Origin of the sequence: Bacillus sp. Root920, assembly GCF_001429445.1 — a bacterium.
GTDB lineage: Bacteria > Bacillota > Bacilli > Bacillales > Bacillaceae > Bacillus > Bacillus safensis.
The window spans coordinates 1,346,440-1,365,172 of sequence record NZ_LMJV01000001.1; the positions used below are offsets into that span (position 1 = coordinate 1,346,440).

Consider the following 18,733-nt stretch of genomic DNA (forward strand, 5'->3'; position numbering starts at 1 on the left):
GTCAGGGAAGGGTGCTTTTTATGATCATTTGCCTGTAAAAAAGATCGCAAGCGTGCTAGGTCCAGAATGGGACCCAACAGCGGCACCGATGATCTGAATATCAATTTCCTTTGGATGAAATTCGGCTTCGATCAGTTGTTTCATGTCTTCCGCCAGTGCAGGATCATCACCATGACTAATGCCAACCGTTTGGTTCGACCAATCCGTTCCGCGTTCTTTCATCAGTTCAATAATGCGTTTCAGCAGTTTTTTACGTCCACGGATTTTTTCTAGCGGGATGAGTTTTCCATCTTCGACATGCAAAATGGGCTTAATGCTTAACAAACTGCCAACAAATGCGGACGCTTTACTGATTCTTCCGCCTCTTGCTAAATACGATAAATCGTCTACAGTAAAAATATGTTGTAAAGATTCACAAAAATGCTTTACAGACGTTTCAATTTCTTGTATTGTATTTCCGTCAATGGCAAGTGATTGAGCGTGTTTGACAGCAAGCCCATAGCCGAGTGAAGCGCATTTAGAATCAATGATTCGTAAATCAAAATCAGGGTATTCTTCCTTCACTTCGTTTGCCATCATCACAGCTGTTTGGTATGTACCTGAAAGCTCTGATGAAAAAGCGACATAGATGGCAGATGTATGGGTTTGAGCGGCAGAAACAAACGTTTCCTTGATTCGGTTTGGTGAAGCCTGTGATGTTTTTGGACTGGCTCCTTGTCTCATCGCATCAAATACTTGTTTTGGTTCAATGGTGATCAAATCCTCAAATTCCTGCTCGCCAAGCAATACGCGAAGCGGAATGAGCGTTATGTTATGTTCATCATAATAAGAAAGAGGCAGATCAGCAGCACTGTCTGCTATGATATGAACAGTCATATAAATCCCTTCTTTCTAAAAAAATAAGCCATATTTTACATCTTTTTAGCCTAACTATATCATAGATATCATCTTTTCGTGTTCAAATTCTAAATTTTAGGGAAAACCATAGAGAGAATGGTAAGTGGAGGAATGACAACATGTTCATTGGAGAAGCAAAAAAACTCATTGTCGTCGTTATTGGTGCATTACTCAATGCGATCGGACTAAATTTATTCTTAATCCCAGCTGACGTATATGCGAGCGGTTTTACAGGGGTAGCCCAGCTGTTATCTAGCTTAATCGATCAATATGCGCCATTTTATGTATCAACAGGGATTCTATTATTTATTTTAAACATTCCAGTCGGCATTTTAGGCTGGATGAAAGTTGGCCGTTCCTTTACTTTGTACAGCATCATCAGTGTTGCGCTGACGACCATTTTCCTTGGTATTTTACCAGAAACGAGCGTTTCCCACGATATTTTATTAAATGCTGTGTTTGGCGGTGTCATATCCGCAGTAGGGATTGGGATCACGCTCAAATACGGGGCTTCGACAGGCGGACTTGACATTGTAGCTATGGTTTTAGCGAAGTGGAAGGATAAACCAGTTGGCACGTATTTCTTCATATTAAATGGAATCATCATTTTTACAGCAGGATTATTACAAGGTTGGGAGAAAGCATTATATACCCTTGTCACATTATATGTGACCACACGGGTCATTGATGCCATCCATACAAGACATGAGAAGCTGACAGCGATGATTGTCACGAAGAAAGCAGATGAAATCAAAGAGGCCATTTATGGAAAAATGGTCAGAGGCATTACAACTGTACCTGCAAAAGGCGCATTCACCAACGAGCCAAAGGAAATGATGGTGATCGTTATTACAAGGTATGAGTTGTATGAACTTGAACAAATTATTAAAGAAGTCGATCCAAAAGCCTTTACAAATATTGTGCAGACAACCAATATTCTTGGATTTTTCAGACGAGACTAAAAGGTGGGTAGCAGATGAAAAAAGGGTTGGTGCTTCTTCTCATTCTATTGGTTTTAGCCGCTTGTGGACAACAAAAAAAGGATGAACCAGACAAGGAGGTATCCGGTCAAATGGGAGAAAAAACGGTTGAGCTCACAGTAGACCCCGTCCAGAAAGGTTCTTCAGTTCAATTTAACATGTCACTGAAAAATGAATCAGATCGAGATATTGAATTTACTTTTAACACAAGCCAAAAATTCGAACTTAGTGTGTATGACGAAAACGGAAATGAACAATACCGCTATTCGAAAGACCGTATGTTCACACAGGCCATCCAATCTTTTGTACTGAAAAAAGGCGAGGCCTATGATTTTCAAGATACGTGGTCAAACGGTGTAAAGCCCGGAACGTACGAAGCAGTCGTTACGTTTAAAGGAAAAGCAGAAGGACTGAAACAAATCACGGAGAAGAAAACGTTCCAAGTCAAATAAGTGCAGGAATCAGAAAAAGCTGTCCATCTATATGTGGACAGCTTTTTTATGTTAGAGATCATCAAGCAAGTCTTGGAAGGTATGCAGCTGGTTTCTTTCTGCATCTGTCGAATTGGCAAATGCAGAGGATACGGCATTTTTCGCTCGCTTGACTGCCTGTTGACGCTCTAACCCAGATGAAAATGAAGAAGTAAGAGCTTCTTCAGTAAACGATTTGGCTTGATCAAAAAGTTCGTTTCTCACAATGAACCTCCAGAAGCATCAGTCTTCATATTCCCTCTGTCTGACGCTTCTTCAAGTGTCGAACGATAAGGAAAGCGTGCGTCATGAAGACTGACTGAATCTTTACCTTGTTGTATAAAGCGTTTCGATTTGCTTCTTTTACCCATTCGGAATCCGCCCCTTTACACAAGCTGACAGGACAACCTGTCTAACGCTAGTATGCCCGCTTCCATCTGCTATGTATGAATGGAAAATTTAAAGCGAGAAGTAATTCGTTAGAAACTTCGCAATCCCGTCTTGTTCATTTGTATCAGTGACTTCATTTGAGACACGTTTCACGGCATCAATGCCGTTGCCCATTGCTACACCGCAACCAGCAAATTCAAGCATTTCTAAATCATTGTCTTCATCTCCGAATGCCACAATCCGCTCCTTAGGAACACCGTAATAATCACTGATCTTTTGCAGTCCAACGGCTTTGTTCATGCCTGTTTTAATGATTTCAATCACGTGCCACGGGGCAGCCCAGCGCCTGTGATCAATCACTTCTGCATGGACATCTGATAAATAGCTTCGAATAGCTCCAACGTCCTCTTCTTTTGCATGGATTAACACGCTCGTCACATTCTCTCCAAGGTTGTCCCTAAGGTCTCCAACAGTAACTTTGTTTGCATTCATATTAAAGATATCAATGAGTTTTTCATCATGATAATGGAAATACAAATCGTCTAACACTTCAGCCAACACATTGTGCACTTTATACTCTTCACTAATGTCTACAAGCTGTTTGACCACTTGAAGATCAAGTGACGTATGAAATCTGCCCCATTTTTCATCAAGAGGATGATGGACAAACGCTCCGTTAAAATTCACAATGGGTGAATCAAGCTGTAATTGCTGATAATAAGGAGAGCTGGATCGAAATGGCCGGCCTGTTGATATACAGACATGATGCCCGCTGTCTCTCACTTTTCGAATGACGTCAAGTGTATGCGCAGAAATGGTTTTATCATCTTTTAATAATGTGCCATCCAGGTCAAGTGCGATTAGATAAGGTTTAGTCTCCATAAAATCTCCTTTGATCTGTAAGTGATAGGAGGCAATTCATGTTAACGCCTCTATCTATAGTGTATCTTTATCACATCTTTGTTGTCTACATGTTAAAATAAACAAAGACGGGAATGATAAAGGAGGATTCATAGGCTGTGATCACCATTGATGAGCAAATTACGCGCGATATTCCATTTTTACATATCGTAAAAGCTGAAAATAAAGACAAACCGCTGCCGCTTGTATTTTTTATTCATGGATTTACAAGTGCACGCGAGCATAATTTACACTTCGCCTTCCATTTGGCGGAAAAAGGCATGAGAGTCATTTTGCCTGACTGTGCTTATCATGGTGTAAGGTCAGAAAACCTCAGCTTAGAGGAACTGGCATCAAAGTTCTGGGAAATTGTGCTGAACGAAATTCGTGAAATCGATATACTTAAAACATACTTTCAAGAAAAACAATTGATTGAAGCCGATCTGATAGGCGTTGCGGGTACATCCATGGGCGGCATCACCACCTTTGGTGCACTTGCCAAGCATGATTGGATCAAAGCCGCTGTCAGCTTGATGGGAAGTCCAAACTATACGACGTTTCTAAAAGCACAAATCATGGACATGCGTCACAAAGGGTTAATGAAAGACATTACAGACGAAGAGGTTCATCTGCAATTAGACGCCCTGCGCCCATATGATTTAACGCTGCAAACGGATCGATTAAATAAAAGACCGCTCTTATTCTGGCATGCAGAAAATGATCCTGTCGTCCCTTACCGGCACGCAAAATCCCTATATGATGAGTTAGCGGCCACACAATATAAGCAGGATCCGCATCTGATTCGCTTTATTACTGATGGACAAGCAGGCCATAAAGTCTCAAGACAAGCGATGTTTGAAACGATTGACTGGTTTGTGACACATCTGAAAAGCACAAACGTTTAGTCAGAAGAAAAAGTACGTTATACTAATGGAAAAAGGAGTGGATATCATGGATGAAGCATTGAAAGAAAATATTTTAGGCGCCCTAGAACAGGTGATTGACCCTGAGCTGAATGTCGACATTGTCAACCTTGGACTTGTCTATGATGTCGATCTTGATGAGAATGGAAAAGCGGATATCACCATGACCTTAACATCAATGGGTTGTCCTCTTGCACCAATTATCGTGGATGAAGTCAAAAAAGCATTAAGTGATCTTCCAGAAGTAAAAGAAACAGAAGTTCACATCGTATGGAATCCGCCTTGGACACGAGACAAAATGTCAAGATACGCAAAAATTGCGCTCGGTATTCAATAAGCAAAATGAAAAATGCCTGGTATGAGTTGAACTCATGCCAGGTTTTTTTATGAAAAATTAAGATGGAGGAAGAGTGTAGCTTGATATAATGGATGTAATTTTATAGAACGGAGTACCTATCATGAAACGAAAATGGCTATGGATCGTTCTTTTGATCGTATATGCTGCTGCATTTTGTGCATCAATCACCATACGAGAAGGCAAGGCACACAAAAAACAGGACCTTGAGGCTTTTACAGATGTCAGTCATCTCATGCCTGTCAAAATCAAAAAAGTTGTTCAAGGAAAAGAAATAGACACGTTAAAAGAAGTATTAAAAGAAGCAAAAGCAAAAAACTTGCCAATTTCAATTGCCGGAAAACAGCATAGCATGGGCGGCCACACTTATTATGAAAACGGCATCGTGCTCGATATGACGGAATACCGCCAGATTTTAGCGTTTGATCCAAAGAAGAAAACGATTCGGGTTCAAAGCGGCGCTACATGGGATGATATACAAAAATATGTGAATCCATACGGTCTTGCTGTGAAGGTAATGCAATCGCAAAATATCTTTACAATTGGCGGATCTTTAAGTGCAAACGCACATGGACGTGACATTCGCTACGGGTCACTCATTGATACAGTACGTTCCTTTAGGCTGTTAAAAGCAGACGGAGAGATTATCACGGTGAAACCAGGCGATGATTTATTTACTGCTGTCATTGGGGGATACGGGTTGTTCGGTGTCATTTTAGATGCTGAGCTATCTTTAACAAAAGATGAACTATATAAAATGGAGACAACCTCTCTGGGTTACGATGAGTATACGGAATATTTTCAAAAGCATGTCAACCACAATAAAGAAGTACGCATGCATCTTGCCAGAATCTCCACAGCAAAAACAAACTTTTTGAAAGAGATGTATGTGACGAATTATTCTCTCACTTCAGATCAAGAAATCGAATCATATCAAGAGCTTAAGGAAGATCAACTCGTCATGCCATTAAAATTTATGCTCGGCCTTTCAAGAAGATTTGATATGGGGAAAGATCTGCTCTGGAATTTGCAAAAGAAGTATTTCCTAAGTCAAAATGATCAGCTGATCACAAGAAACAATGTGATGCGGTCTGATTCAGCCTTTTTAGAATATGAAAATGAGTCAGACACGGATGTGCTGCAGGAATATTTCGTCCCAGTTGACCGTTTTCGTGCGTACATCGATGACATGAGAGCCTTTTTACAACAGGAAGATTTGAATCTAATGAATATCACAATACGCTATGTTCAAAAAAATGAAAAAGCGGATCTCTCATATGCGAAACAAGATATGTTTGCCCTCGTGCTTTTAGTGAATTACGGGTTTGAAAAAGGAGAGAAAGCGGAAGCAGAGCGGATCATTCGAAAAATGACAGATATCACGCTGCGGCACGATGGAAGCTATTACTTACCGTACATGCCTTATCAAACGAAGGCGCAAATGAAGAGGGCTTACCCTAAAACTGATGTATTTTTCCAAAAGAAAAAACAAGCAGATCCAGATGGTACGTTTACCAACTACTTTTATGAGAGGTACAATACACAATGAATGCAAAAGCAATGAAATGGTTTGTCTACTCACAAAGTCTGCTGTTTTTCGCCAGCAGTTTGATATTTCCTTTTTACATTCTTTTTATTAAAAATGTTGGATCAAGCTATTCACAGTTTGGACTCGCCTATGGTCTGTTTGGTTTAAGCGGTGCGTTTATTCATTTACTATTAGGGAAACTACCAGAAACCACCGACAGGAGGATCTTTTTAATCATTCATTCGTTTGGTATGGCGTTTCTTTTACTGCTTTTTCCGCATATAACAGAAGTGGGGCAAGTGTATATAATCCAGCTTGCACTTGGTGCACTTGGCGGCTTTCAAAAACACGGGGAGAAATTGCTTGTTACTGATCTCACAACAGAGAACAAACGAATGAAAGAAGTCGGTCACTATCATTTTTGTACAGCCCTATTTTCATCCATTGCCATTATGCTTGGCGGCCTGTTTGCTGATTTCTTTACCGTTTACTTCATTTTTTATGCAAGCTCCATATTATATTTATGCAGTGCACTCATGGTCCTCTATATCAAAAACGAAAGATAAATCCGCATGTCTCATGAAGATATGCGGTTTTTTTGTTGAAAAAAAATGAAAACAAATATTAAATATACAATTGAATTAATTTTTATACATGTTATAATGTTAAATAATTTCACAAAGATCAAGAGGGTGTATTGACGTTGAAAATAGGTATTATAGGTGCTACAGGGTACGGTGGTGCGGAATTGGTTCGTATCTTCAAGCATCACCCGCATGTGGAGGAATGTATATTGTATTCATCAAGTGGTGATGGGCAATCATACAGTCAATCTTATCCGCATCTGACAACGATTACTGACCAAACATTAAAAGCCATTGACCCGGCTGCCATTGTGCGAGAGACAGATGCTGTGTTTTTAGCGACACCAGCAGGCGTATCAAGTGAACTGACGCCAAAGCTTATGAATCAAGGAGTGCCGATCATTGATTTATCAGGTGATTTGCGCATTCAAGATGGAGCAACCTATGAAGCATGGTATAAACGAAGGGCAGCGGATACAGCATCTGTTCAACAAGCGGTGTACGGTTTATCCGAACTGAATCGTGACAAAATTCAACAGGCTGAAGTGATTGCCAATCCGGGCTGCTTTCCTACCGCAGTTCTTCTCGGTTTAGCACCGCTCATCAAACAGAATGTCATCGATGAATCCATGATTATAATAGATGCAAAAACAGGGGTGTCCGGTGCCGGACGATCTGCCTCACTTGGCACGCATTTTTCAGAACTAAACGATAACTTTAAAATTTATAAGGTGAATGAGCATCAGCATACGCCGGAAATAGAGCAAATATTAAGAGAATGGAATCCGCAGACGGCGAACGTCACATTTTCTACGCATCTTGTCCCGATGACAAGAGGGATTATGGCGACGATGTATACACAATTAAAAACAGATGTCACAAAAGAAGAATTGATGAAGCGAATGAAAGACTTTTATGAAGATTCCTATTTTGTCAGAGTGAGAGATCACGGCGTTTATCCACAAACGAAAGAAGTATACGGCAGTAACTTCTGTGATATTGGCTTTCATTTAGATGAGCGAACAGGGAGACTGACAATCGTGTCGGTCATAGACAATCTCATGAAAGGTGCGGCCGGTCAAGCGGTTCAAAACTTCAACATCATCAAAGGCTTACATGAAGAGGCGGGCCTCACAATGACACCTCTTTATCCATAAGAGAACAGGGGAGACAACAAACATGATCGAATTGAATGAAAAAAGCATTGTCAAAATAGATGGTGACGTATCATCACCAAAAGGCTTTGAAGCAAAGGGGATTCACATTGGCTTGCGCTATTCAAAAAAAGACCTTGGCCTCATCGTCAGCGAAGTACCAGCAGTAAGTGCAGCGGTCTACACACAAAGTCACTTTCAAGCTGCGCCTCTCAAAGTCACACAACAAAGCTTAAAAAAGACAGGACAATTAAAAGGTGTCATTGTCAATAGTGCCATCGCCAATGCATGTACTGGTGAGCAGGGATTAAAAGACGCATACGACATGCAGGCAGCCTGTGCAGATATGTTAGGTGTAGCACCTGATTATATTGCTGTTTCTTCTACAGGTGTCATTGGGGAATGTCTTGAGATGGATAAAATCAAAAAGGGCATCGTCGAGTTAAAAGAAGCAAAAGCCGAAAAAGGCCATTTTGAAGAAGCGATCTTAACGACAGATACTGTCATTAAAAATACAGCATACACCCTTACGATAGACGGAAAAGAGATCATCATTTCAGGCGCAGCAAAAGGCTCTGGCATGATTCACCCGAACATGGCGACAATGCTTGGCTTTGTCACAACAGATGCAAATGTCGAACAGGAAGCCTTACAGCAAGCGCTTCGTGACATTACGGATGTGACCTTTAATCAAATTACCGTCGATGGAGAAACATCGACAAACGATATGGTGCTTGTGATGGCAAATGGAATGGCACAAAACGATGCACTCAATGAAGAGCATCCAGAGTGGCCATTGTTTAAAGAAGGATTAAAACTAGCTTGCGAGGATTTAGCCAAAGAGATTGCAAGAGATGGAGAAGGCGCAACCAAATTAATTGAAGCAAAAGTCGCTGGTGCTAAAAATAACTTGGAAGCCGGCATCATTGCAAAAAAAATCGTTGGTTCAAGTCTTGTTAAAACCGCCGTATATGGTACGGATGCCAACTGGGGACGAATTGTCGGAGCCATTGGTCATAGCGCAGCTTCCGTCACACCGGAAGAGGTAGAAGTCTATTTAGGCGGACAATGTTTGTTCAAACACAATGAACCGCAGCCATTCTCAGAAGAGAAAGCAAAAACATATCTAGAGCAGAATGAGATTACGATTTTCATTCAAATGAGTGAGGGGAATGGTGAAGCTGCAGCATGGGGCTGTGATCTTACCTATGATTATGTGAAAATTAACGCGAGCTATCGCACATAAAGAAGGAGATAGACATGAATAAAACGATCGTGTTCAAGTGTGGAGGCAGTGTCATTCGAGAACTTTCAGATACCTTTTATGAAAATGTCCGCTCACTTCAAGCTGCTGGATTTAAGCTGGCTATCGTGCATGGCGGAGGACCTGAAATCACCGACATGCTGCAAAAATTAGAAGTGAAAACAGAATTTGTTGACGGTCAGCGTAAAACAACGAAGCCTGTGTTAGAGGTAGCCGAAATGGTTCTCTCGGGAACAGTCAATAAATACTTTGTGTCAGAGCTCGCAAAGCATGATATATCATCTGTCGGCGTATCCGGTAAAGATGGGCAGATGCTTGTCGCCGATTTCCTTGATCAAGACGTTTACGGGTACGTTGGTGAAATCAAAGAAGTTCATCCAGAAATGGCAGAAGCACTCATGGAGAAACAATTCATTCCTGTGATTGCGCCGCTGTCTATGACGGAAGAATGCCAAACCTTAAATGTGAATGCTGATTTAGCTGCATCAGCTGTCGCAGGAGCGATGAAAGCTGATAAGCTCATGTTTGTCACAGATGTTGAAGGTATTTTAAAAAATGGTGAACTATTAGATGTCGTCACAGAACAAGAAGCCCTTTCACTCATTGATGAAGGCATTATTTCCGGGGGAATGATTCCAAAAGTACAATCCGCTTTGAGTGCTTTATCAGGTGATGTAGATGAAGTGATGATCGTAAATGGCAAAGGCAGTATCTTTACAGGAGAAACCTTTAAAGGAACAAGAATCGTGAAACAAAAGGAGGCGGTCCTGTGAGTCATCTTTTTCAAAACTATGGACGGTGGAATGTTGAAATTAAAGAGGCAGCAGGTTCTTGGGCAATCGATACAAATGGAAAAAAATATTTAGACTTTATACAAGGCATTGCTGTTACAAATTTAGGCCACAATCACCCAAAGGTCAATGAGGCCATTAAGGAGCAGCTTGACCACGTCTGGCATGTATCGAATCTATTTGAAAATGGACTGCAAGAAAAAGCAGCAGAAAAGCTGGCAGCAAACAGTTCAGGGGATCTCGTGTTTTTCTGTAATAGCGGGGCAGAGGCAAATGAAGGTGCCATTAAATTAGCACGTAAAGCGACAGGGAAAACAAATATCGTCACATTTTTGCACTCTTTCCATGGGCGCACGTATGCTGGTATGGCTGCCACAGGCCAAGATAAAATCAAAACTGGCTTTGGCCCTATGCTAGAAGGCTTTCACTACGTACCGTTTAATGATCCAGACGCTATGTCAGCCTGTGCAGTCGATGATGTGGCAGCGGTGATGCTGGAGGTTGTGCAAGGTGAAGGTGGAGTGAATCCAGCGACACCAGCATTCCTTGAAGCCGTTCAAGCATTTTGCAAAAAGCATGAAGCACTGCTGATTGTAGATGAAATTCAAACGGGCATCGGTCGTACAGGAACAGCATTTGCGTACGAAGAGACGTGTCTTGACCCTGATATTATCTCAGCAGCAAAAGGGTTAGGAAACGGCTTTCCAGTTGGTGCAGTCATAGGGAAAAAAGCTCTAGGAGATGCATTCTCTCCAGGTTCACATGGTACAACATTTGGTGGGAATATGCTCGCCATGGCCGCTGTGAATGCGACACTCGATGTCATTTTCAAAGAAGAGTTTCTTTCAGAAGTGAAAGAAAAGGGTGATTACCTGTTAGAAAAGCTGCAAAAAGTCAAACAGCTGAATATTGTAAAAGAAGTGCGGGGAAAAGGATTGATGGCAGGTATTGAATGTGATCAGCCAGTCGCCGGCTATATCACAGCTCTTAGAGAACAAGGTTTGCTTGTGCTTCCAGCTGGTCCGAATGTCATTCGTTTATTACCTCCGCTGAATGTGAAGAAAACAGAGCTGGATCAGGCGATCGAAGCAATTGTTCAAGTATTAGCCAATAAAACAGTTTCGGTGTAAATTTTTTTACAAACGAACGTATAAAAATACATTTGTATCATTAATTATTCAATTTTGGGGTGACATAAGCATGAAAGGTTATTTAAATTTAGAAGATGGAGCCTCTTTTGAAGGAGATCTGACAGGAGAAGCTGGCATCACAGGTGAAGTGGTCTTTTTTACAGGTATGACAGGTTATCAAGAGGTGCTCACAGATCCTTCCTATAAAGGTCAGATCATTGTTTTCACATATCCGCTGATCGGAAATTACGGCATTAACCATGAAGACTTTGAGAGCAAGAAGCCTCAAGTAAAAGCGGTGGTTGTGTACGAGGCAGCAGAGCATTTTTCACATCATCTTGCAGCGGTCAGCTTAAAAGATTATTTACAAAAGTGGAATATCCCGCTTCTGACACATACAGATACGCGCGCAGTCGTGCAAAACATCCGGGCAAATGGAACGATGAACGCTGTGCTCAGTGTAGACGAAAACGAAACACCGCCTGCAATGAAACAAGACAATGTCGTCGCACAGGTGACAGATAGTGAGATTTACACACAAGGCAGCGGTGAGGAACATGTGGCGCTCATTGATTTTGGCTTTAAAAAATCAATTGCAGATTCGCTTGCAGCACGCGGCTGTAAAGTAACCGTCATTCCATATAAACAAATGGAAAAGGTATTTGAGATCAAGCCGGATGCGATCCTCTTGTCAAACGGACCTGGAGACCCGAAAACCATGACACCGTATTTAAAAACAATTCATGACATCATGATGTCATTTCCGACACTTGGGATCTGCCTAGGTCACCAATTAATCGCTCTTGCACTTGGCGGAGATACGTATAAGCTGCCATTTGGCCACAGAGGAGCGAATCATCCTGTCCAGGATACAGAATCCAAACGTGTCTTTATGACAAGTCAGAACCACAGCTATGTTGTGAATGAAAAAAGCATGAATGACAAAGAAGTGGATGTGAAATTCCTTCATGTCAATGATGGATCTGTAGAAGGATTCATTCATAAAGAAAAGCTGATTATGTCAGTTCAATTTCATCCAGAAGCACACCCAGGGCCTGCTGAAAGTGAATGGGTATTCGATGATTTTATTGAGAAAGTGAAACAAGCAAGGAGAGAAGTCGCACATGCCTAAAGATCAAAGCATACAAACCATTCTAGTCATCGGGTCTGGTCCAATCATCATTGGTCAGGCAGCAGAATTTGATTACTCAGGAACACAAGGATGTATGGCCTTAAAAGAAGAAGGCTACAAAGTCATCTTAGTGAATAATAACCCAGCAACCATTATGACAGACGAGTCATTTGCTGATGAAATCTATTTTGAACCGCTTTCAGTTGATTCAGTGACAAGAATCATTGAAAAGGAAAAACCAGATGGTCTTTTAGCCAACCTTGGCGGACAGACGGCTTTAAACCTTGCTGTCGAGCTGGAAAAAGCCGGTGTGCTGAAAAAGCATGGGGTGACCCTGCTCGGAACGTCAGTTGAAACCATTGAAAACGGTGAAGATCGAGAGAAATTCCGTGCTCTCATGAAGCATTTGAACGAACCTGTGCCAGATAGTGAAATTGTGGATAATGCGGAAGATGCTCTTCAATTTGCAAAAGAAGTCGGATTCCCAGTTATCCTAAGACCAGCATACACACTTGGCGGTAAAGGCGGCGGAATCGCTCTAACAGAAGAGGCGTTTAAGCCGCTCATTGAAGGAGCTCTTTTAGCGAGTCCAATTCACCAGTGTTTAGTTGAAAAAAGCATAGCTGGCTTTAAAGAAGTCGAATATGAGGTCATGAGAGACCGTCAAAATACGTGTATCACGGTATGCAACATGGAAAATATCGATCCAGTTGGTGTGCATACAGGAGACTCGATTGTCGTTGCACCTTCCCAAACATTAACAGATCAGGATTACCAAATGCTCCGTTCTGCAAGCCTGAAAATCATTTCAGCGCTGGATGTAGTCGGCGGCTGCAACATTCAATTTGCCCTTGATCCACTCAGTAAAGAATACTTTGTCATTGAGGTGAATCCTCGGGTCAGCCGTTCTTCCGCTCTTGCATCAAAAGCAACAGGCTATCCGATTGCGAAAATGGCAGCTAAGCTTGCGGTGGGTTATACGCTAGACGAATTGAAAAACCCGCTCACAGGCACAACCTATGCTAGTTTTGAGCCGGCACTCGATTATGTTGTCGTGAAATTCCCGCGCTGGCCGTTTGATAAATTTAAACAGGCAGACCGTCAATTAGGCACAAAAATGAAGGCCACTGGCGAAGTCATGGCGATTGATCGTAATTTAGAGTCAGCCATTCAAAAAGCAGTTGCATCACTTGAAATTAAAACGAAGGGCTTCCACCTGCCAGAACTAAAAGAGCAATCGACAGAACAATTATTTGAACTCATCAAAACACCAGACGATCGCCGGTTTTTCGCTGTTATGGAGCTTCTTTCAAGACAAGAAACGGTTGAAACGATTCATCAAACGACGAAAATTGATCGATTCTTCTTACATGTGTTCCAGAATATGATTACGCTCGAACAAGAATTGAAAGATCATAAGGGGACGCTATCAAAAGATACCTTGAAAAAGGTAAAGGAAAAGGGTTTCCTTGATGAAACGATTGCTCTTCTTACGGGTCACACGGAAGAGTCAATCAGGCAGCTTCGTCAAGAATACGGCATTGCTGCTTCATTTAAAATTGTCGACACATGTGCGGCGGAATTTGATGCAAAAACGAATTACTTCTATTCCACCTACTTCGGCAAAAGCGATGGTGAACATCAAGAAAAAACAAAGCAGCGTGTACTCATCATTGGTTCTGGTCCGATTCGAATCGGGCAGGGGGTCGAGTTTGATTACAGTGCCGTTCATGGCGTTCTGACCTTGCAAAAGCTTGGATTTGAAACCATCATGATGAACAACAATCCAGAAACAGTCAGTACTGATTATGAGATTGCAGATCGTTTATATTTTGAGCCGATTACATTAGAGCACATCCTAAACGTTGTGGAAGCAGAACAGATTGATTTTGTCATTGTCCAATTTGGTGGACAGACTGCGATTAACGTCGCAGAAGGCTTGGAAAAAGCCGGTGTCACGTTGTTAGGTACGTCCTTTGATACGCTGGATGCACTTGAAGACCGTGATTTATTCTATCAGCTTCTTGATGAACTGAATCTTCCTCACGCAAAAGGAGATACGGCTCATTCAAAAGAAGAAGCACTCGTACATGCGAAAAGCATCGGTTACCCTGTATTAATTCGCCCATCGTATGTCATTGGCGGAATGGGAATGATCGTTGTTCAGTCAGAAGCACATTTGGCGTCACTGCTTGATCAGCCAGATCATTTGCCATACCCAATCTTAATTGATGAGTACGTCACTGGAAAAGAAATTGAAGTCGATCTTATTTCTGACGGAAAAAAGGCGTTCATTCCAACCATCGTAGAACATATTGAGAAAGCGGGCGTGCACTCAGGTGACAGCTTTGCCATTTTACCAAGTATTTCAATCAGTGAAGACATCAAACAGCAGGTGCATACCGCGTCTGAACAAATAGCGAAGAAATTAGCGTTCAAGGGCATTATGAATATCCAATTTGTCATCAAAGGGGATCAGGCGCTTGTATTAGAAGTGAATCCGCGGGCAAGCCGGACTGTACCAGTCGTCAGTAAGGTAATGGGCATTGATATGATCCCAATGGCCACTCAATTATTAGCTGGTGCATCGCTTGAAGAACTAAACCCTGCAACGAAAAACAAAGGGGGGACAGCGGTCAAATTCCCAGTGTTCTCATCACATGCCATTCAAGATATCGACCTCAAGCTGACACCTGAAATGAAAGCGACAGGAGAAGGAATGTGTGTAGGCAAGAACGCCGAAAGCGCCTTGAAAAAAGTGTTTGCGCCGATCTGGAAGCAAAAAGGAAGCCTTTTTATACAAGGCAGCGAGCAATTGATAGATGAAGCGAAGCATGCAGGCTTTGACGTCTGGACTGGCAGCTTTGAATCTTGGCTGCAGAATGAAGACAAATCCCTTCATATTCATTTAGGAGAAGATGAAGAGGCAAAAGAGCAGCGTGTAAAAGCACTCACACACGGCGTTCAAGTCCTAACCGAATATGAAACAGTTCAAGCATTCCTGCAAGGAAAAAATGGAGATGTATCACCAGTATCGCTCCATGAATTATATAAAAAGGAAGTGACGGTATGAGTCAAGTCGACGTGCAACCGGCATTATACGGAAAAGACTTTTTATCATTAAAAGATTTCTCAATCCATGAGATTGCTTATTTAATTGAAAAAGCGGAAGAAATGAAACAAAACCCATATCAAGATTTATTCAAAGGAAAAACGTTAGCGATGATCTTTGAAAAATCTTCAACTAGAACCCGTGTCTCGTTTGAAGCGGGGATGACGCAGCTAGGAGGACATGCGCTCTTCCTCAGCTCAAATGATTTGCAAATTGGCAGAGGAGAAACCATCAGTGATACAGCGCAGGTGCTCTCTGGTTATGTCGACGGTATTATGATTCGAACCTTTGAACATGAGAAGGTTGAAGAGCTTGCACAATACGCGTCAATTCCAGTCATTAATGGATTAACTGACTACTCACATCCATGTCAGGCGCTTGCTGATTTATTAACCATTAAAGAAACAAAAGGTACTTTAAAAGGAATCAAAGTGGCCTATATCGGTGACGGAAATAACGTGGCGCACTCCTTAATGGTCGGCTGTGCGCAGCTAGGCTGTGACATTGCGGTTGCATCACCAAAAGGCTATGAACCGCTTCAAGAAGTAACAGACACTGCCCGTGAGTTTGCAAAACAATCAGGCGCAGAAGTGACTGTGACAACAGATCCTGTTGCAGCTGTAAAAGATGCAAATGTTATTTATTCAGATGTGTTTACAAGCATGGGGCAGGAAGCAGAAACAGAGAAACGTCTTGCTGAATTTAAAGAATATCAAGTCAATGACGAACTGATGAGTCATGCAGCAAAGGACTATATTTTCCTTCATTGTCTCCCGGCACATCGCGGGGAAGAAGTGACGGCAGATATTATTGACGGGCCACACTCAAAAGTATTTCAACAGGCAGAAAACCGCCTGCATGTGCAAAAAGCGTTAATGAAAGAACTTATGTATCAACCATCCAAATAAATCCAAGTGTCCCTGACTCGTATGAGCAGGGACTTTTTGCATAAAGGATTGGAGAGGCAAGGGACGGGACATAATAACATCAATCGAGAAAGGAGGATGAAAATGGGTCAGCAGCATCAGTTTAAATCAGGGAATAAAGCACCGAATAATGGTGTGTATATCGAGATCGGCGAAACTGGAAGTATGGTGAAAGATCCTTTAAAGATTAAGCTTAAAGCAGGCGATGTCTTTCCTAATAACTCGAACCATAATCGCGTTTGGACCTACCAAAGAAAGCCGTAAGCAATTGACTAAGAGTCAGCAGGAATAAGACTTTAGAGGCATGTGTCATGCCTCTTTTTTCTTTATAATAAAAAACAATTAAGTTCAAATTTTCAAATAAATAGTATGAAAAAAAGAGAACCTAAGGTAAAATATGTAATATATTGTTGAAAGGATTTGTGTGATGGAAAAGATGAATCTCAGTGAAAGTGTTTGGAATAAACGCTTCACCTCATTATTCATATCAAGACTCATTAAAAACACAGGGGAAAGTTTTGCTTTTACATCCGTCCTTTGGCTATTGATTTTAAGAGGGGATGGAGCGCTCGGTACAGGACTTCTTCTAGCAGTAACTGTTCTCCCTTCATCTTTGTTAGCCCCAATATTAGGACCTCTTATGAAAAAGCACCATTTGTCTAAATGGATGTTCGCTTCAGATGTTGTTCGAGCAACAATTGTACTCATTATTCCACTTCTGCACTTTTCGCATCTATTGCCTCTATGGTTATTGATTTCATTAATGGTTATTCAATCGGCAACAGGTGCAGCTTATAATCCAGCTTCGGTGGCGATCTTACCGCAGATTGTTCCAAAGCATCTCATTCAAAAAGCAAATGCTATCCTGCAATCTTCTTTTGAGATTGTTGCACTTGCAGCAGTCATGGTGGCAGGTCTTTTGGTTAAATTAATTGGACCTGCAGATACTCTGCTGATTACCACTGCTTTATTTGTGATTTCTGGTCTGTTTATTATCGGGGTCAAACTAAAGAAAACCGATGAAGAAAAAGCAGCGGGCATTAAACAAGCGAAGAATACATATTTGTATAACTTAAAAAGAGGTTTTCTCGTTGTCAAAAACCATCACATTTTATTTGCGCTCACGCTGTATTGTATCTTAATGAATGTCGCAGCAGCTCCGTGGCAGGCACTGTCAGCGGTATACGTAGCAGAAGCGCTGCAAAGCGACTCCATGGTGTATTCCATTTTAAGAGGTGTTGCCGCAGTTGGCGCGTTTATGATGGGCTTTGCTCTGGCAAAAGTGAAAATTAAGAGATTTGGTTTGTTCTTTATTGTCGCTGGCATGATTGAAGGGGCTGCATTCTTTATGACAGGGATGAGTACATGGCTGCCGGTTGTTCTGCTTGCTTCCTTTATTTTCGGAGCTGCTGTCAGTGCGATCAATGTGCCGGAAATGGTCATTATTCAAACATCTGTTGACCAAGAGGATCAGCCGCAAGTATATGCTGTGATCAATGCCTCATCAAATGTCTTTCTCCCGCTTGCAGCTGTCGTATCAGGCGTCCTGGCAGAAAGATTTGGAGCGGGACCTGTCATTGCTGGCGGAGGAATCCTTGAAATTTTATCAGGTATCGCGATCTTCCTGTTTACAGGGCTTGCGAAAAGCCATTTGACAGCGGACAAACAGAAGTCCGAAACCGTCGAGGTATAAACAATAAAAACCCCCTGTATGTTTAAGGCAGGGGGTTTTAGCGTGCCGCAATCACTCTGCAAAAAGAAAAAAGAGCTAAACATCAATTTAGCTCTTTTTCACAAGTCATATTAAGAATGTTTTGTTGAACTTTCCGTTTCTTTCATTGGACTTACTTCAGCAAAGATGAATAAAATAACCGTAAACACAACTGCAAGAATGGAAGTGAGCGTAAAATCATAAGCAGCTCCATTCATAGAGGCAACGATGTAACCAGCCATATGTGTCAGCAGAAAAGTCCAAATGAGGGTGATAATATAATGCATAATCCCACCGTCCTTTATGTAACAATCTATTGATTATCATACCATAGATGCAAGTGAAGGGAAAAGACTGTTTTCCGCCTTTATGTGACCATTTTGAGACCTTCTGCTATAAAAATAAAAAGAATTCTTCTGTCTTTAGGGGATTTCCTTATTCCTACAAGAGTTGTTGTTCATATCATAGAAAGCAGAATCACTGAAA

20 protein-coding genes are annotated in these 18,733 nt (G+C 41.6%); 15 read left to right on the forward strand and 5 right to left on the reverse strand.

What is annotated here, in order from left to right; all coding sequences use genetic code 11:
- Positions 1–24: 24 nt before the first annotated feature.
- Complete coding sequence (locus ASE42_RS06465) at positions 25–876, reverse strand: DegV family protein (protein ID WP_056766134.1); 852 nt, start codon at positions 874–876, stop codon at positions 25–27.
- 140 nt (positions 877–1,016) lie between these two features.
- Here ASE42_RS06465 and ASE42_RS06470 point away from each other — a divergent pair, with 140 nt between their 5' ends.
- Positions 1,017–1,859, forward strand: coding sequence for a YitT family protein (locus ASE42_RS06470; RefSeq protein WP_056766136.1), 843 nt, complete (start codon positions 1,017–1,019; stop codon positions 1,857–1,859).
- Between the two features lie 14 nt (positions 1,860–1,873).
- Positions 1,874–2,329 (forward strand): BsuPI-related putative proteinase inhibitor, encoded by a 456-nt coding sequence (locus ASE42_RS06475; protein WP_048238454.1) that lies wholly within the window; start codon positions 1,874–1,876, stop codon positions 2,327–2,329.
- A gap of 51 nt (positions 2,330–2,380) precedes the next feature.
- Here ASE42_RS06475 and ASE42_RS06480 read toward each other — a convergent pair whose 3' ends face one another.
- The 3 genes from ASE42_RS06480 to ASE42_RS06490 all read right to left on the reverse strand — a co-directional run bounded on the left by ASE42_RS06480 (position 2,381) and on the right by ASE42_RS06490 (position 3,619).
- On the reverse strand, positions 2,381–2,572 hold the full coding sequence (locus ASE42_RS06480) for a DUF3813 domain-containing protein (protein WP_024425070.1): 192 nt from the start codon (positions 2,570–2,572) through the stop codon (positions 2,381–2,383).
- On the reverse strand, positions 2,569–2,718 hold the full coding sequence (locus tag ASE42_RS06485) for a hypothetical protein (RefSeq protein WP_024425069.1): 150 nt from the start codon (positions 2,716–2,718) through the stop codon (positions 2,569–2,571). The genes ASE42_RS06480 and ASE42_RS06485 overlap by 4 nt, the downstream gene beginning before the upstream one ends.
- Positions 2,719–2,806: 88 nt before the next feature.
- Entirely contained in the window at positions 2,807–3,619 is an 813-nt protein-coding gene (locus ASE42_RS06490) for a Cof-type HAD-IIB family hydrolase (protein WP_048238455.1), read from the reverse strand.
- Positions 3,620–3,756: 137 nt separating this feature from the next.
- On the opposite strand from ASE42_RS06490, the gene ASE42_RS06495 reads away from it, so the two are divergent.
- The 13 genes from ASE42_RS06495 to ASE42_RS06555 all read left to right on the forward strand — a co-directional run bounded on the left by ASE42_RS06495 (position 3,757) and on the right by ASE42_RS06555 (position 18,229).
- Positions 3,757–4,542, forward strand: coding sequence for an alpha/beta fold hydrolase (locus ASE42_RS06495; RefSeq protein WP_024425067.1), 786 nt, complete (start codon positions 3,757–3,759; stop codon positions 4,540–4,542).
- A 46-nt stretch (positions 4,543–4,588) separates the two neighbouring features.
- Complete coding sequence (locus ASE42_RS06500) at positions 4,589–4,897, forward strand: metal-sulfur cluster assembly factor (RefSeq protein WP_024425066.1); 309 nt, start codon at positions 4,589–4,591, stop codon at positions 4,895–4,897.
- A gap of 121 nt (positions 4,898–5,018) precedes the next feature.
- Positions 5,019–6,464: an FAD-binding oxidoreductase gene (locus ASE42_RS06505; RefSeq protein WP_056766137.1), complete on the forward strand. Its 1,446-nt coding sequence runs from the start codon at positions 5,019–5,021 to the stop codon at positions 6,462–6,464.
- A complete protein-coding gene (locus ASE42_RS06510; protein WP_056766139.1) occupies positions 6,461–7,009 on the forward strand; it encodes an MFS transporter in 549 nt (182 codons plus the stop codon). The genes ASE42_RS06505 and ASE42_RS06510 overlap by 4 nt, the downstream gene beginning before the upstream one ends.
- A 137-nt stretch (positions 7,010–7,146) precedes the next feature.
- Positions 7,147–8,184, forward strand: a complete 1,038-nt coding sequence (gene argC, locus ASE42_RS06515) for an N-acetyl-gamma-glutamyl-phosphate reductase (RefSeq protein ID WP_025093394.1) — start codon at positions 7,147–7,149, stop codon at positions 8,182–8,184.
- A 22-nt stretch (positions 8,185–8,206) separates the two neighbouring features.
- A complete protein-coding gene (argJ, locus tag ASE42_RS06520; RefSeq protein ID WP_056766141.1) occupies positions 8,207–9,427 on the forward strand; it encodes a bifunctional ornithine acetyltransferase/N-acetylglutamate synthase in 1,221 nt (406 codons plus the stop codon).
- A gap of 14 nt (positions 9,428–9,441) precedes the next feature.
- On the forward strand, positions 9,442–10,218 hold the full coding sequence (gene argB / locus ASE42_RS06525; protein WP_025093396.1) for an acetylglutamate kinase: 777 nt from the start codon (positions 9,442–9,444) through the stop codon (positions 10,216–10,218).
- Complete coding sequence (locus ASE42_RS06530; protein ID WP_056766142.1) at positions 10,215–11,366, forward strand: acetylornithine transaminase; 1,152 nt, start codon at positions 10,215–10,217, stop codon at positions 11,364–11,366. Before argB ends, ASE42_RS06530 begins: the two co-directional genes overlap by 4 nt.
- 70 nt (positions 11,367–11,436) lie before the next feature.
- On the forward strand, positions 11,437–12,498 hold the full coding sequence (locus tag ASE42_RS06535; protein WP_024425061.1) for a carbamoyl phosphate synthase small subunit: 1,062 nt from the start codon (positions 11,437–11,439) through the stop codon (positions 12,496–12,498).
- On the forward strand, positions 12,491–15,571 hold the full coding sequence (locus ASE42_RS06540; protein ID WP_056766143.1) for a carbamoyl phosphate synthase large subunit: 3,081 nt from the start codon (positions 12,491–12,493) through the stop codon (positions 15,569–15,571). Before ASE42_RS06535 ends, ASE42_RS06540 begins: the two co-directional genes overlap by 8 nt.
- Positions 15,568–16,518, forward strand: coding sequence for an ornithine carbamoyltransferase (gene argF, locus ASE42_RS06545; protein WP_056766145.1), 951 nt, complete (start codon positions 15,568–15,570; stop codon positions 16,516–16,518). Before ASE42_RS06540 ends, argF begins: the two co-directional genes overlap by 4 nt.
- Positions 16,519–16,620: 102 nt before the next feature.
- Positions 16,621–16,800 (forward strand): YjzC family protein, encoded by a 180-nt coding sequence (locus tag ASE42_RS06550; protein WP_056766147.1) that lies wholly within the window; start codon positions 16,621–16,623, stop codon positions 16,798–16,800.
- A gap of 163 nt (positions 16,801–16,963) precedes the next feature.
- Positions 16,964–18,229 (forward strand): MFS transporter, encoded by a 1,266-nt coding sequence (locus ASE42_RS06555; RefSeq protein WP_047201781.1) that lies wholly within the window; start codon positions 16,964–16,966, stop codon positions 18,227–18,229.
- Between the two features lie 110 nt (positions 18,230–18,339).
- Here the strand turns inward: ASE42_RS06555 and ASE42_RS06560 are convergent, their stop codons facing one another.
- Positions 18,340–18,534: a YjzD family protein gene (locus tag ASE42_RS06560; RefSeq protein WP_003211779.1), complete on the reverse strand. Its 195-nt coding sequence runs from the start codon at positions 18,532–18,534 to the stop codon at positions 18,340–18,342.
- Positions 18,535–18,733 lie beyond the last annotated feature (199 nt).